This window comes from Mycoplasmopsis lipofaciens ATCC 35015 (assembly GCF_000686585.1).
Lineage (GTDB): Bacteria > Bacillota_I > Bacilli_A > Mycoplasmatales > Metamycoplasmataceae > Mycoplasmopsis > Mycoplasmopsis lipofaciens.
Map to the genome: position 1 here is coordinate 67738 of NZ_JMKY01000005.1, position 15561 is coordinate 83298.

The following is a 15561-nucleotide window of genomic DNA, read 5'->3' on the forward strand; positions in this document are numbered from 1 at the left end:
CCTTATTTACTTTGAAAACCAGGGTAAATAAGGAGTTTTTGTTAAAATTAATCCAAATATTTTTTATACTTTTGAATATTTAACAAATTAATTGTTTTATCAAAACCATCATCTAAATCAATACTTCAGAGCAATCCATAAAAATTTACAATACATTTATATTTTAAGTATTCTTTAAAAGATAAATCAAAACTATAAAAACTTAAAAATAATTTTTCTTCTTTTTCGTTATATCCGATAGATGAACAAAAATAAGCTAAATCAAAATATTTATTATTAGTCGTAACGTATTCTAAATCAACTATTTTGATTTCATTATTTAAAGTCATTAAAATATTAGTAGAATTAAAATCATTATGCGAAACTACATTATTTTGAATTTTTTGAATATTACTAAATAATTGGTCAATAATATTTTTATTGAGAGAGCTTAAAATTTGTTTATTTTTATGTTTCTCATATCATTTTTTAACTCTTTCTCAAATGTTATTTTGTTTAACTTTTATTTTGGAATTATGTAGTTCTTTTAGAGCAACAGCAATTCTATGCATTATAAACTTATCTTTAAAATTAATAAAATTAGTATTTACATATTTACTTATTTTTACTTTCTTGTCCTCGAAAAGGCAATTTATCGTGCACGATAAATTATTAAATTTATTTTGTTTATTCAAATGATTGAAACCATCATATTTTTTGACTTGAATAAAATAGTCATTATATTTATAATTCTCATTTGTATTTCCTAATAAAATTTTTTGACTTGTATTCAAATTTTTCAATAGTTTAGCATACATATTTTTGTATGTTAATTTTGAAAAATAATTTAAAATAAATTGAAAATTATGATATTCAGCTTCTGAAATTTTAAAATTTTTTAAAACTGTTTTTCTATTTAATCCTACTCTTTCGATTAAATTATAAATATCAAAAATAATATGGCATTTTCTTACTCATTCAAAATCAATAATTTTTACTTCATTTAAAGAATTAACAATTATATTTTTTGGAGCTAAATCACCATGTGAGGTTACTATTCTATCATTAGTATACTTTGACACTAAATCTTGATATTTTTTACTTCCTTTTCCATAGTAAAATCAATCAAACATGGGCACATCTAATTTTAATTTATTTATTTTTTTAACTTCTTTAATAATATTTTTTTCAATGATAGGATTAATAGATATTTCGTCTAATGTTTTTCCTTCAAATCATTTTTTTATTAAAACGCCTTTTTGATAGTAAATTGTGTCTTTATTATTTTTTAGTATTCTTTCTTCTATTTCATAATTAACAATATTATTTTTAGGAATTCTTATTTGTACAAATTCATCATTTAATTTCCCTTTAAAGGTGTAATTATGAAACCCTTCATATACTAAATTAATATTTTTTATTTTATAAAAAAGATCTGGCAATTTATTTTTTAAAATTTCAATTAAATAACTATTTTTCATGAATTAATTATAATTTTTTTAATGTTGAAATAATAATTATTTTTTACCTTTTTATATTTAAAATAATTAATAATTTAATGCATTTTCTATTAATTAATGTAATATTAAAATATAAATTTAGTAGATTGGAGAAAAAATATGAAAAGAAGATCAAATTTATTTATTATTCCAGCATTTATTCATACATCATTGATAATAATTTTATTTATAATTGGTTTTACTAAAGCAGTAAAAGGTAATGTATTGAATCCTATTTTACAATTAGGGGGTGCAATTGCATTTATTCTAGTTTTACAATTATTTATTGCTTTTTTTATTTTTATATTTAAACAATCTGGATATAAAAAAGGTTTAGGACAAGTTTTATTAATAACACTTATATTATTTTTAATTGCTTCAGTAATATCATTAGTATTTACCATTGTAACTTATAACCCAGGAAATATCACCAAAGATGGCTTGAAGGCTTTAGCTATTACATCAAGCGTTGTAACTTGAGTATTAGCTCTACCTTTCTTAGCTTTAATAATGGTATATGTAATTAGACAATAAGAAAATTTAAAAAACATTGATTTTTAATTTTCAATGTTTTTTAAATTTTTATTTTGTAAATTAACTATGTCTAACTTTAGTCCAAATGGAGTTAATAATTCTAATAATAAATATATTGTATAAAAATCATTTATATATTTATTAGCAATAATTTCAGCAATATCTTCTTTAATTACGCTAGGAGAACTAAAATTTAATTCAATTATTTCATGTGGACAATCGAATCAAATATAAGCTTCTTGATTTTCTATATGAATAGATAATCTCTTATTTTTAATTTTAATTAAATTTTTAATTGAAATAGAAGGATTATTTATTTTAGTTAAGTTTATTTCTTTATACAATTCTAATAAAAATTCTAAATTACTTTTTTGTTCTAATCATTTCTCTAAATATTCTGGATTTTTTGATTTTAAATTTAATATTTCATAAGCTTTTGCAACTTCAATTTTTTTAAATTCACTACTAGTAAAAAGATTATCATAATCAAATAAACTTATTGATATATCTCGATTAAGTGAATTTATTTTAGCAGCAACAGCGAAACGTTTTGTAATTAAATTTTTTTCATATGAATTGCGATATTTTTGTACATTATTTTTTTTCATTTTTCGCAATTCTTTATTTGTTAATGTTTTTTTATTAATTCAATATTTTGTTAAATATTCAATATTTTGAAATTTAAAAAACTGTTCGGCATTATATGCTTCAAATTGTTCATATTTATCTTGTATATAAATTGAATTTTTATCTAAATCATTAAATTTTTTTATATTTTTAAAAAAACTAATTATATTTTTATTAGGAACGATTAAGTTTTCATCATTAATATTTAAATGCATTTTCAAATTAAAATAATTAAACAAAATTTTTAACGTTGCATAACTATTAAATGAATCAATTACATCTTCACAAAAGTTCTTTTTCTTTTTTCAAGCAATAAAAGTAAAAAAAGATCCAATTATAATGCCTAAGAAAGATAACATAAAAAATGTTGCAAAAAATCATGATTTATTTTTCTCAATAAATGTTAATTTTTCAGTAAATAAAAATGCTATTAACGTCCCTAAAGATGCAATTAGAGATAAAATTCCTAATAATAAAATAGTTACAAAAATTCATCTTAATATATTTATTCAAATTAAATTCTTTTTAGTTTTTTTAGTATTAAAAAAAGTGTCCAACTCTTTAATAATACTTTTTAATATCAAATTTTTAATTTGCGCTTCAAACATTTGCTTTGAAATAATACATTTTTCTTTATTCATAAAATCCTCAATTCTTAATTTAATAATTATATCTATAATATAAATCAAAAAGCAAAAGTTGTTACACTTTTGCCAATGATTTTTTAATCTGGTTATATGATATATTAATTTTAAAATAAGTAATAAAAATAATGGATGTAAATTTCAAAAAATTAAAAAAGGGGGAGATGTAATTGAGACACTATTATTAATGATTTGAAAATAAAAAGGAAGTTAAAAATGCTAAAATTATCAAATAAAATAACTAAACGTTTTAAAAAATACAACCAGATTTTATTTTATTAGTTAAATTTATAAGTAATATATAAGAAGAATAAATAATAAAATATAACAATATTAATAGAGAACTAACAATGTAATGGATAACTATAAATTTTGCGACAATAAAACATTGTCGCTTTTAAATTATATATTTTAAATGAAATATTATTTTGAACTTCAAATAAAATAGTTAATTTTTATTAGTAGCATAAACATTTTTTTGTATTTGTTGACTTTTATTTTTTATTTATGATTTTTAGCATTTATATTAAAATATAAATATTAATTAATATTATTATATTAGCTTAATTTAAGGAGATTTATGATTAATGTAAATACATTTAAAGGTGGAATAACCTTTGAAGATGAAAATGAAATTTATGTTGTTATCGAAGCACAACATTCAAAACAAGGAAGAGGACAAGCTAATGTTAAAGCTAAGGTTAAAAATTTAAGAACAGGTAGTATAACAATCAAATCATACACTGGTGGTGTAATGGTTAAAAAAGCTCATATTGACAAACGTCCAATGAATTATTTATATTCAGACGGAACAAACATTATTTTAATGGATAATGAAACATATGAACAAGTAGAAATACCTCTTTCACATGTTGAATGAGAGATGAATTTCTTAAAAGAAGGTTCTACAGTTAAAATTCGTAAATTTAAAGAAGAAATTTTAGATATTGAATTAGATTCAAATGTTGATTTAGTTGTAACAGAAGCCCCTGATGCTGTTAAGGGCAATACTGCTAACAACCCTCAAAAGAAAGTGAAGGTTGAAACAGGGTATGAATTAGATACACCTATGTTTATAAAAGAAGGTGATGTAATTTCTATTTCGACTGAAACTGGTAAATATACCGGAAGGTCAAATAATTAAAATGAATATTGTAACTATAAATTGTGGATTGAATCAAACATATTCAATTACTGAAGATGTTTTTCAACAATTAATTGAACAATCGATTAATGACTGTAGCTATATTAAATTAGACAGTACTCCAAGAGTTTCGTTTGTTAAAGATCAATCAAATGTTTCATTTGTTATTGACGTCAAAATTAAAAAAAATAAAAATATTCAAGAAGTGATCGAAAACTTTAAAGCTGAATTAGAACAACATTTCATAAGTTTATTAGATATTAAACCACAAAGTGTAAGAATTTGTTTTAACGGTTTTTATTAATTATATGACATTAGTTTGTCATATTTTGTTTTATATTAATAAAAAATAAAGGAGGGAGAAATGGCGAAAAATAAAGTTATTTTAGGTATGTCTGGCGGTGTCGATTCATCAGTTTGTGCATATCTTTTACTTCAACAAGGATATGATGTTGAAGGATTATTTATGCGAAATTGAGATAGTTATGTGAATAACGATTTTTTAGGTAATGAAAATATAAGCCAAGACATTTGCCCTCAAGAACAAGATTATCAAGATGCTTTAAAAGTATGTCAAAAATTAAATATTAAATTGCATAGAGTAGACTTTGTTAAAGAATATTGAGATAATGTGTTTGAAAATTTTATAGAAGAATATAAAAAGGGTCGAACTCCTAATCCTGATATTTTATGTAATAAATATATTAAATTTAAAGCTTTTAGCGATTATGCCTTTTCAAAATTAAATGCAGATTTTATTGCAATGGGACATTATGCTAAAGTAAAAAATGGTCATTTATTTAGAGCAATAGATCAAAACAAAGATCAAACATACTTTTTAGCACAATTGACCAGTGAACAATTATCTAAAGTTATAATGCCGCTTGCCGATTTATATAAATCAGAAGTTAGAGAAATAGCTGCAAAACAAGGTCTTGCAACAGCTCAAAAAAAAGACTCAACCGGAATATGTTTTATTGGTGAAAGAAATTTTACAAAATTTTTACAAAATTATATTCCTGCACAAAAAGGAAAAATAGTAGATATTATTTCAAATAAAATCGTTGGCGAACATGAAGGTTGTTTTTATTATACATTAGGTCAAAGAAAAGGGCTTAATTTAGGAGGAATGACTGAACCACATTATGTTTGTGGACATAATGTTACAAAAAATATTTTATATGTAGCTCCAGCTAGTGATATGACATATTTAACTAGTGATAAACTTCTTGCAAGTCAATTAAATTTAAATAATCAACAATATAATCCAAACAATTTAACTGCTAAATTTAGATATAGACAACAAGATATTCCAGTTAAAATTAAAATACTGGAAAATAATAATGTGGAAATTATGTATTCTAGCGAAGCACAAGCAGTAACGCCGGGCCAACAAGTTGTTTTATACGATGGTAATAAATGTATTGGCGGAGCTGTAATAGAAAAAATATATTATAAGAATAAAATTAAGGAATATGTATAGGAGTAATTATGAATTCAAAGGAAATAAGAAATAAATGATTAAGTTTTTTTGAATCGAAAGGACATTTAATTGTTGAAAGTAAATCATTAATACCTATTAAAGATTCATCATTATTATGAATTAATTCAGGTGTTGCAACACTTAAGGACTATTTTAGCGGTAAAAAAATACCTCCTAAAAATAGATTAACAAATAGTCAAAAAGCAATTAGAACTAACGATATAGAAAATGTAGGAATAACATCTAGACATCATACTTTTTTTGAAATGTTGGGTAATTTTTCAATAGGAGATTATTTTAAAAAAGAAGCTATTTCATATGCTAGAGAATTTTTAATAGACGTTTTAAAATTAGATAAATCAAAATTATATTTTACATACTATGAAGAAGATCTTGAAACAAAAGAATATTGAATTCAAGAAGGGTTTGATGAGACACATCTTATTAAAGGAACTAGAAAAACTAACTTCTGGGATGTAGGATCAGGTCCTTGTGGTCCAGATACTGAAATTTTTTATGATCGTGGTGAAAAATATGACAAACGAGGTATAGAATTACTTCAAAATGATATAGAAAATGATCGTTATATAGAAATATGAAATATAGTTTTTAGCCAATTTAATAATGATGGTGAAAATAATTATACTGAATTGAAACAAAAAAATATTGATACCGGGGCTGGCTTAGAAAGAATAGCGGCTATAATGCAAGATGTTCCTACAAATTACGATTCTGATTTATTCATAAATATAATTCATGAAATTGAAAAATATACCGAATATAAATATGATGTAAATAATTATTTTACAAATGATCTTGAGCAAAAGGAAATTAATACGTATTTCAAAGTTATTGCTGACCATATTCGTACTGTTGTTAATGCAATTGCAGATGGTGCAAAAATTTCTAACATTGGACGGGGATATATTATTAGAAGGCTAATTAGAAGATCTATTTATAAAGGTATGCAACTTAAAATTAATCAATTATTTTTATATAACTTAGTACAAGTTGTCAAAGATTCATTACCTTTTGAATATAATGTTAAAAAAGTTAGCAAAATGATTAAAGAAGAAGAAATTTTATTCAATAAGACAATTGAAAATGGTAAATTATTACTCGAAAAAAATATTGATGTAAATAAAAATGTTTTTTCTGGAGAAATAGCATTCAACTTGCTTGAAACATATGGTTTTCCAATTGAATTGACAATTGAAATTTTGGCTAATAAAAACATTGCTATTGATATGGATGAATTTGAGCAAGCAAAACAAAAACATATTGAAATTAGTCGGGGTAAAAAAATTGCGGGAATGGATAAAGTTATAAATTCATTAGCATTAATAAAATCTAAAGAGAGTGAATTTATAGGTTATGATTATCTTGAAAATAAAAAAGCTAAAATAGTAAGATTACTAGACAATGAAAATGAAATTAAAAAATTGAATGGAATTGGTTATTTAGTTTTAGATAAAACTCCATTTTATGCAACTTCAGGTGGACAAAATCATGATCATGGTATTTTAATTCAAGGCAATAATGAAATTGAATTATTGGATGTATTTAAAGATAAATATGGAAATCATATTCATAAAGTTAATGGCATTATTGATAGCAATAAAATAATTGAATGTTATGTTGATAAAGATAAAAGACTTAATTTCGCACGAAATCATTCTGCAACACATCTTGTTTTTAGAGCTTTAAGAGAAATATATGGTCATGAAGTTGAACAAATGGGTTCTGATATAACATATGAAAGGTTTACATTCGACTTTCCTGCTGATAGCAAACCAAATGAAGAACAAATTAGACAAATTGAAACAATTATGAGAAATTATATTGCTCGAGATTTAAAAAGAGAATACATTATAACAACTATTGATGAAGCTAAAAAAATGAATGCTATTATGACTATTGAAGAAAATGAATATGCAGATGCAAATAATGTTAGAGTTGTAAAATGAGAAGATGCCACAACAGATTTGTGTGGCGGAACACACTTACCTAATAGTAAGTTATTAGAAAACTTTAAAATAACTAGTGTTGATAAAAAAGCTTCAGGAGTATACCGTATTCGTGCAGTAACATCTAATAAACTTGTTAATAAATTCTTAATTACTCAAAATGCATCTTATTTAGAAGAGCTAAATAATATCATTAACAAAACCAAAATAATTAACAAAAAATATAATTTAGAAATTAAATATGATGAAAATAACCTAGAAAAAGGTAATTTAGAATTGTGAAATTTAATTTTACAAGCAAGAGAAGATTATAAAAAAGCCTTAAAAAATCAGCAAGAAATTGAATTTAATTATGAAAATTTAAACTTTGAAATAATTAATAATAAGGAATTTTATTTTAATTCAAATATTAATGCCTCGCAAATTAAAGTAATCGCATCAACAATTAGAGAAAAATACCCTAATTCATATGTTTTCTTAACCTCTAAGTCTGATAAGCAAATTCTTTTAGCTGTCGCCACCAAAAAAGAAGATTCAAACAAACTGTTTCAAAAAATTGCAACTAAACTAAATGGACGTGGAGGAGGATCTCCTATTATCGCAATGGGAAAAGTTGATAATAAAGGAAATATTTTAGATATTATTAAGGAAATATTAAATGCGTAAGTTAGCTTTAGATATTGGAACTAAAACTTGTGGATTTGCAATAACTGATGATTTAAATATTATTGCAAGCACATTGGATACAATTTATTTCGAAGAAAATGATTTTGATACTATTGAAGAACAAATTAATTTCTATTTGAATAAATATGAGATTGATTCACTAATAATAGGTTTTCCATTAAGAAGTAATGGTGCAAAAAGTGAGAGAACTCAAATAATTGAAAAGTTGGCACATAAATATAAAAAAATATATACTCAATTGAAAATTTTTTTAGTTAACGAATATGGTAGCACTATAAAATCTACCAATATTTTAAAAGAAGCGAAACTTTCAATTAAAAAAAGAAAAAAATATAAAGATCAATTGTCTGCATCAATAATTTTGGAAGATTTTTTAAATTATGGAGGAAAAGAGGTAATCGATGAATTGAATTAGAACTTCATTAATTATTTCTATGGTTGTTGTTATTTTAATTGCAATGATTGTATATTTAATACTTTTTTTAAAAACAAAAAAATTAAGAAAAATTATAAATGATGAACAACAAAGACAAGCTCATGAAGCGATTTTAGCTATAAGAGGTGAAGAATTAGGAAAAATGCCTTTTGAACTAAAAAAGTATTTAAAAAATAAAAGTGATGATCATGATTTAGAAAATTTAATTAATACAATATATTTAAATAAAGCTCAAAATGTATTACTTTTAGGCAAAAACATAAATTATGAATTAGTTGTTTTATTAACACAAACTAATGCCAATATTTATGTTTATAAAAATTCTCTAAATATAAAAACATGAAATAGCGCAGTGTTAGAATTTCCTAATTTATTTACTAAAACCCCTATATTTATTGACAATACAAGCATTGCTAATCAAACATTTGATTTAATATATGATTGAGATAGTGATTTAACATGTCTAGAATTACTTAGTCAAAATCAAACATATTTAAAGGAAAAAGGAATGTTTGTTGCATTAGTTAATAGTATTAAAAAACAAGATATTAAAACAACTTCTAAAATACTTAAAAATCAACAAGTAATATATGAAATATCATATGTAAAAAATCAATTTTTATATGTTGTAAAAAATAAAAATATTTTACTAAGTAAAAATTCTTAAATTGATAAAATAAAAAATAATAGATTCTATAAGGAGAAAAAAATGGCAATAAAAAAACAAGAAAAAATTTTATTAGCACAAGAAACGCTAGATAAATATAAAGCTGAGTATGAAAAATTAATTAATGTTGAAAGACCTTTAGTACAAGCCGCATTGAAAGAAGCAAGAGCACAAGGAGATTTATCAGAAAATGCTGAGTATGATGCAGCACGTGATCGTCAAGGTGTTGTTGAAGGACGTATTTTAGAATTAGAAAAAATTCTTGAAAATGCATCTGTTATTGAAAATGATGTAAATGACGAAAAACACGGTATTAATAAAGTGGTTAAAATTGGTGCCACAGTTAAATTTATTAATTTATCTAATAATAAAGAATATGAAGTTACTATAATGGGAAGTCATGATAGTAATCCATTAGAAGGTAAAATTTCAAACGAATCACCTATTGCACAAGCTATGATTGGTGTTAAAGTGGGCGAAGAAGTAGAAGTAGATGTAAATAATAAATATTTCATCAGAATTTTAAGTATTGAATACAAAATGTAATATTTAATAAGAGGTGACTATTATGGTTATTGGAATTAGTGGAATGATAAGTAGCGGAAAGAGCACTTTAACAGGTAAATTGGTAAAATATTTTCCTAAATCATTGATGTTAAAAGAATATGAAGAAGATGATGAAGTCTTTAACACTTTTTTAAAATGATTGTATCAAAAACAACCCAATCTAACCATAGGTTTTCAATCTTATGTGGTCGAAAATCACACATCAAAATTAACCGAATGTTTCCAAAATTTTGACAATTTAGGATATAAACATAAAGAAAATTTTATATTTTTAGATCGTTTTAGTATTGAACACTATATTTTTGCTAATGTTAATTTAAAAGCAAAAGGTCAAAGATATCTTGAAGCTTATGATGCTTTATTTGAAAATTTAATTACAGATGAAGAAACACCTGATTTAGCAATTTATTTAGACATGAGTTTTGACACATTTAAAAATAGATTGTTTTCAAGAGGGCGTCAAGTCGAAATAGACAATTGAAATAAAAATGAAACATATTTTAAAGAACTTTATGATTTATATAAACCTCTATTTATAAATCAAGCAAAAAAATATAATTTAGATTATGTAATAATAAACACTGATAATTTATCGGAAAAAGAAGTTTTTGAAGAGACTGTAAAAGTTATTAATAATTTTGATTTTTCTAATAAATCTCGTTATAGTAGGTAAAAGTGATAATAGGTATTAGTGGAATGATAGGTAGTGGTAAGAGTACACTAGCTAAAGGTTTAGTAAAACATTATAAAAAATCTATATTATTAGAAGAATTTCAAGAAGATGATGAAGTTTTTAATACATTTTTAAAATGATTATATGAAAAAAGAGAAAATATTAATATTGGTTTTCAATCATATATTATTGAAAGTTTATCGGATAATTTACAAAAATGTTTAAAGGAATTTAAAAACAAACAATTAAATATGCTCAATAATCATATTTTTCTAGATAGATTTAATTTAGAACATTATATTTTTGCTAAAGTTACACTTATGAATAAAAATTCAAAATATTTAAAAGCTTTTGATGCTTTATTTAATAAATTAGTGAATAAAGATGATAATCCCGATTTAGCAATTTTTATTAATATTAATTTTGAAACTTTTAAGAAGAGATTATTTTTGCGTAATAGAAAAAGTGAAATTGAAAATTATTATGAAAATGAAAATTATTTTAAATTACTGCATAGTATGTATTTAAGCGAATATAAAAAATTGGTAAAAAAATATCAAATTCCTTATGTTGTTATCGAAACAGATGATCTAAATGATAAACAAGTGTTAAACAAAGCTATTGAAATAATTGATAATTTTAAAAAATATTAAAGGATGTAAAATGAAGGATTATAGAATTAAAAAAATACTATATACAAAAAAACAAATTGAAACGAGAATTAGTGAATTAGCAAATTGAGTTAATCAAACATACTCAAATTCAAAAGATTTAATTATTGTTGGACTACTAAAAGGTTCTATACCTTTTTTAGCTCAACTTATAAAAAATGTCACAGTAGACCATTCATTAGATTTCATGATAGCTTCTAGTTATGCTGGATCACATGAAAGTTCTGGTAATGTTAAAATAGTAATGGATTTAGCTCAAGAAATTAAAAATAAAGACGTATTAATTGTAGAAGATATCATTGACTCTGGTATAACACTTGAAAAAATTACTTCATTACTAAAAACAAGAAATCCTAAATCTCTCAAAATTGTTACACTTTTGGATAAACCCGTTAATAGAAAAAATAATTTAAAACCCGATATGTATGGATTTCAAGTTCCAAATGAATTTTTGGTAGGTTTTGGCTTAGATTATAAAGAAAAAATGCGTAATCTTCCTTATATTGGAATTTTCAATATTAAATATTTAGAAAAATAATTTTACAAGTAAATAAACTTGTATTTTTTTTAATTTAAAGCACATTCATAAAAAAAGAATGTAAAAAACATATTAATTATTATTTTATTATAGTTAAATTTTTTCATAATATTATACTATTCTTATTTATCACATAACTATAATATGCTTTTGCATAACAATTTGAAATCAAATTAATTAAATAAAAAAATAGACATAAGCCTATTTTTTATTTATTTTAATAATAATCACCATCTCATTCAAATTCATATTCAAAAATTCTAACAGTGTCGCCTGGTTCAATTCCTTGTTTAACTAAATCGTCTCAAACTCCTACTTTTTTTAATAAGTGATTAAAACGAATTAAATTATCATAACTAACTAAAGGTATTTTATTGTATATTTTTTCAATTTTTGGACCAGTTATTTCAAAAAAACCTTTATAAGGATTTATGATTTTGTAGTCCTCTTCTAATTTTATTTCTACTATTTCTGTAGTTTTATCTTCTTCAACTGGTTTAGATTTTGTCTCTAAAATTATTTTTCATAATTCTGCTTTTAATTTGTCTAAATTTTGTTGCTCTAATGCGCTTATTTCAATAATTTTTAATTTAGGATATTTTGTTTTAAATTCTTGTAAATGTTTCTTAAATAAAGGCATATCTGCTTTATTAGCAATCACTAATTGTGCTTTTTTTTCTAAATTTAAACTGTATGAATTTAATTCATTATTAATTACTTCATAATCTTTTATCGGGTCTTTATTTTCATCTCCAAAATCAATAATATGTGCAATCACTCTACATCTTTCAATATGTTTTAAGAATTGAAAACCTAATCCCTTACCTAATGAAGCACCTTTGATTAAACCAGGTAAATCAGCAATAGTAAATGACTCTTCATGAAATTTAACTAATCCTAATTGAGGAACTAAAGTTGTAAATTCGTAATCCGCAATTTTAGCTTTAGCATTTGATAATGCTGAAAGTAATGTACTTTTACCAGCGCTTGGTTTCCCTACAATACCAACATCAGACATAACTTTTAAAACAATATGAGCTTCATATTTTTCACCTTTAGTTCCATTTTCACAAATACGTGGAGCAGTATTTCTTGGAGACTTAAATTTCATATTTCCGCGCCCCCCATTGCCACCTTTTGCAACTAAATATTCCTTGGGTTCAATAATGTCAGCAATAATTTTATTATCTCTATAAACAATGGTACCAATTGGAACTTTTACATATGTATTTTTTCCGTTAGCTCCATAAAGATTTTTAGGACCACCTTTTATTCCATCATCTGCAACAATTTTTTTATTTCCATAAAGTGACAATAAAGTATTTTTACCCTCATCACCGACAAAGTAAATATTACCGCCTTTACCGCCGTCACCACCATCAGGACCACCTCTATCAACGTGAGCTTCACGGCGAAATGAAATCATTCCATCTCCACCTTTACCAGCTTGTAAAATTATTTTTATTTCATCTATAAATCTCGCCATTTTACCCCATTTCTAATTAATGTATTTTACATTAATTTATAAGTTTTTATGTATATAAAAATAGAAATAAAACTATTTCTATAATTATATGTAATTATTCTTTTTCCAACTTTTCTAAATAATCTAATACTGCATAACCTAAACCATGCTCTTCCACTGCCTTAGTAATAAAATTGGCTTTGGTTTTTACTTCTTCTTTCGCATTTTCCATTACATATGAATAATTAAAGCGTTTAAACATTGAAAAATCGTTTTCTGAATCACCAATTACCATAACATCATCTTTTTTATGTTCTATAAAAACATTTTTTAACATTCATAAAATTGCTTTACCCTTACTTGCTCCTTTAGGTAATATTTCTAAATTCATATGAGTTTTAATTCATTTAATATCAAGATTTTTAATTTTATCTATTACTTTATCTACATTTTTTGTATTTTCAAAATAAACTTCAATTTTTGAAATAGGTTTAATTTTTTTTATACTTTCATCGTATAACTCAAATTGTTCAAATGTTTCATATCTAAAATAAATTTTATTTAAAAATTCTTTATCTTCTTCTTTAAAAATATAAAAAGCATCGCTTGATCAAGCCGCAGCAGAAACATCTTCTTCTTTAAATATTTTAAATATTTTTTCTACATCTTTATGTGGAATGTGTTCTTCTCTTATAAATTTAAATTTTTTATAATCATAAATTTGAACACCTGAAGAGCCAATAATATAATCAGCATTAGTAAGTTTTGCTAACTTTAACATTCTTGGACAAATAGGATTTCCTGTAGCTATATTAAAACTAATATTATTACTTTTAATTATATTTAAATTGAAATTTGATACATAGTAATCTCTGGCATATAATGTGCCATCAACATCACTAAAAATTACTGGTTTTTTAGTCATAACGACCCCTTTCTTTTACAAAAGTACCTATAAAATTTTAAATTAAAAAAATGAAAACAAAAATGTTTTATGTTTAATAATTATTAAAAATAAAAAAGTTTAGGATGTAACATAATTGAATTTTATCAAATTATATTACTCTTAAACTTTTATAAATATATATTTATCATAAGAATAAAACTAAGTTAATATTCTTTTACATTTTATAAGATATCAAATTTAGTTGTATAAAATTAATTTAAATTAATTTTAACATCTTGTCTTTGAATTGTAGATGCTTGAAATAATGGAATTGTTACTAATTTCATTTTATTTGCACGATATGATTTTGGGAAACTCATAATATCTTGATTAAATCTATTTACTTCTGTATTGTAAAGTCTACGTGAAGCAGCTAATTCAGCTTCAAGATAAGAACTTTGTTCCATTAATTCTTGAACCATCTTATCAGCTTTTAATTCTGGATAATTTTCATAACGTCCCATTAAATTAGCTCACATTGTATTCATACCTGATTCAACGCTTTGACGTTGTTGGGACAATTGTGATGCTTCGTTAGCATTAATTGCTGATGAATTAGCTAAATTATGTGATGCACTACGTAATGCAGCAATATTTTCTAAAACACCTTTTTCATGTTTCAAATATCCTTTTGTAGAATCTGCTAATTTAACAAGAGTATCAGCTCTTTTTGCTAATTGAGTATCTACAGTAGAAGCTAAATTATTAATAGTATTTTGTTGTCTATTAAAATAATTTGTATGTCCAATGTAAGAAACTAATCAAACAATTCCTAATGTAAGAATAACTAAAATTCAGAAAAATACTTTTGCACCCGTTTCAATTTGTGCTGGTATTGTTGCATTGTTTGCTTGAGCTTCATATCCTTTTTCATTAACTACTTTGTTGTTTTCATTAAATATATTTGCCATTCTTTCTCCTTTATATTTTTAATGTAATGAATTATATATGAAATTAAATATTTATTTAAACTGAATATTAAATTTTTTTCAAATAAAAAATACTTATGTTGATAATATCAAAACAACACAAGT

Annotated in this window: 16 protein-coding genes; 11 read left to right on the top strand and 5 right to left on the bottom strand. The window is 23.4% G+C overall.

Annotated elements, in window-relative coordinates:
* Positions 1–47 precede the first annotated feature (47 nt).
* On the bottom strand, positions 48–1460 hold the full coding sequence (locus T388_RS0101905; protein WP_027120643.1) for a phosphotransferase: 1413 nt from the start codon (positions 1458–1460) through the stop codon (positions 48–50).
* A 138-nt stretch (positions 1461–1598) separates the two neighbouring features.
* On the opposite strand from T388_RS0101905, the gene T388_RS0101910 reads away from it, so the two are divergent.
* The gene (locus tag T388_RS0101910) at positions 1599–2012 is read left to right on the top strand and encodes a hypothetical protein (RefSeq protein ID WP_027120644.1); all 414 of its coding nucleotides are present in this window, start codon (positions 1599–1601) and stop codon (positions 2010–2012) included.
* Positions 2013–2035: 23 nt separating this feature from the next.
* Here the strand turns inward: T388_RS0101910 and T388_RS0101915 are convergent, their stop codons facing one another.
* Entirely contained in the window at positions 2036–3280 is a 1245-nt protein-coding gene (locus T388_RS0101915) for an MAG2810 family protein (protein ID WP_027120645.1), read from the bottom strand.
* A 583-nt stretch (positions 3281–3863) separates the two neighbouring features.
* Between T388_RS0101915 and efp the strand changes: the two genes are divergently transcribed.
* From efp to hpt, 10 genes are read left to right on the top strand one after another with little or no spacing between them, the layout of a single operon-like run.
* Positions 3864–4427 carry an elongation factor P gene (gene efp / locus T388_RS0101920; RefSeq protein WP_027120646.1) on the top strand — a complete coding sequence of 188 codons (564 nt, stop codon included), beginning with the start codon at positions 3864–3866 and terminating at the stop codon, positions 4425–4427.
* A gap of 1 nt (position 4428) precedes the next feature.
* On the top strand, positions 4429–4731 hold the full coding sequence (locus T388_RS0101925) for an MMB_0454 family protein (protein WP_027120647.1): 303 nt from the start codon (positions 4429–4431) through the stop codon (positions 4729–4731).
* 60 nt (positions 4732–4791) lie between these two features.
* Complete coding sequence (gene mnmA / locus T388_RS0101930) at positions 4792–5910, top strand: tRNA 2-thiouridine(34) synthase MnmA (protein WP_027120648.1); 1119 nt, start codon at positions 4792–4794, stop codon at positions 5908–5910.
* A gap of 8 nt (positions 5911–5918) precedes the next feature.
* Entirely contained in the window at positions 5919–8543 is a 2625-nt protein-coding gene (gene alaS / locus T388_RS0101935; protein WP_027120649.1) for an alanine--tRNA ligase, read from the top strand.
* Positions 8536–8979, top strand: a complete 444-nt coding sequence (ruvX, locus tag T388_RS0101940) for a Holliday junction resolvase RuvX (protein ID WP_027120650.1) — start codon at positions 8536–8538, stop codon at positions 8977–8979. Before alaS ends, ruvX begins: the two co-directional genes overlap by 8 nt.
* On the top strand, positions 8966–9667 hold the full coding sequence (locus tag T388_RS0101945) for a BC85_0335 family putative methyltransferase (protein WP_027120651.1): 702 nt from the start codon (positions 8966–8968) through the stop codon (positions 9665–9667). The genes ruvX and T388_RS0101945 overlap by 14 nt, the downstream gene beginning before the upstream one ends.
* 42 nt (positions 9668–9709) lie before the next feature.
* The gene (gene greA / locus T388_RS0101950; protein ID WP_027120652.1) at positions 9710–10213 is read left to right on the top strand and encodes a transcription elongation factor GreA; all 504 of its coding nucleotides are present in this window, start codon (positions 9710–9712) and stop codon (positions 10211–10213) included.
* Between the two features lie 22 nt (positions 10214–10235).
* A complete protein-coding gene (locus tag T388_RS0101955; RefSeq protein WP_027120653.1) occupies positions 10236–10907 on the top strand; it encodes a deoxynucleoside kinase in 672 nt (223 codons plus the stop codon).
* 2 nt (positions 10908–10909) lie between these two features.
* Positions 10910–11560: a deoxynucleoside kinase gene (locus T388_RS0101960; protein WP_027120654.1), complete on the top strand. Its 651-nt coding sequence runs from the start codon at positions 10910–10912 to the stop codon at positions 11558–11560.
* Between the two features lie 10 nt (positions 11561–11570).
* Positions 11571–12116: a hypoxanthine phosphoribosyltransferase gene (gene hpt / locus T388_RS0101965; protein ID WP_027120655.1), complete on the top strand. Its 546-nt coding sequence runs from the start codon at positions 11571–11573 to the stop codon at positions 12114–12116.
* A 217-nt stretch (positions 12117–12333) separates the two neighbouring features.
* Here hpt and obgE read toward each other — a convergent pair whose 3' ends face one another.
* The 3 genes from obgE to T388_RS0101980 form a co-directional block, all read right to left on the bottom strand.
* Positions 12334–13602 carry a GTPase ObgE gene (obgE, locus tag T388_RS0101970; protein ID WP_027120656.1) on the bottom strand — a complete coding sequence of 423 codons (1269 nt, stop codon included), beginning with the start codon at positions 13600–13602 and terminating at the stop codon, positions 12334–12336.
* A 94-nt stretch (positions 13603–13696) separates the two neighbouring features.
* On the bottom strand, positions 13697–14506 hold the full coding sequence (locus T388_RS0101975) for a Cof-type HAD-IIB family hydrolase (RefSeq protein WP_027120657.1): 810 nt from the start codon (positions 14504–14506) through the stop codon (positions 13697–13699).
* Positions 14507–14739: 233 nt separating this feature from the next.
* A complete protein-coding gene (locus T388_RS0101980; protein ID WP_027120658.1) occupies positions 14740–15438 on the bottom strand; it encodes a LemA family protein in 699 nt (232 codons plus the stop codon).
* Positions 15439–15561: the final 123 nt, after the last annotated feature.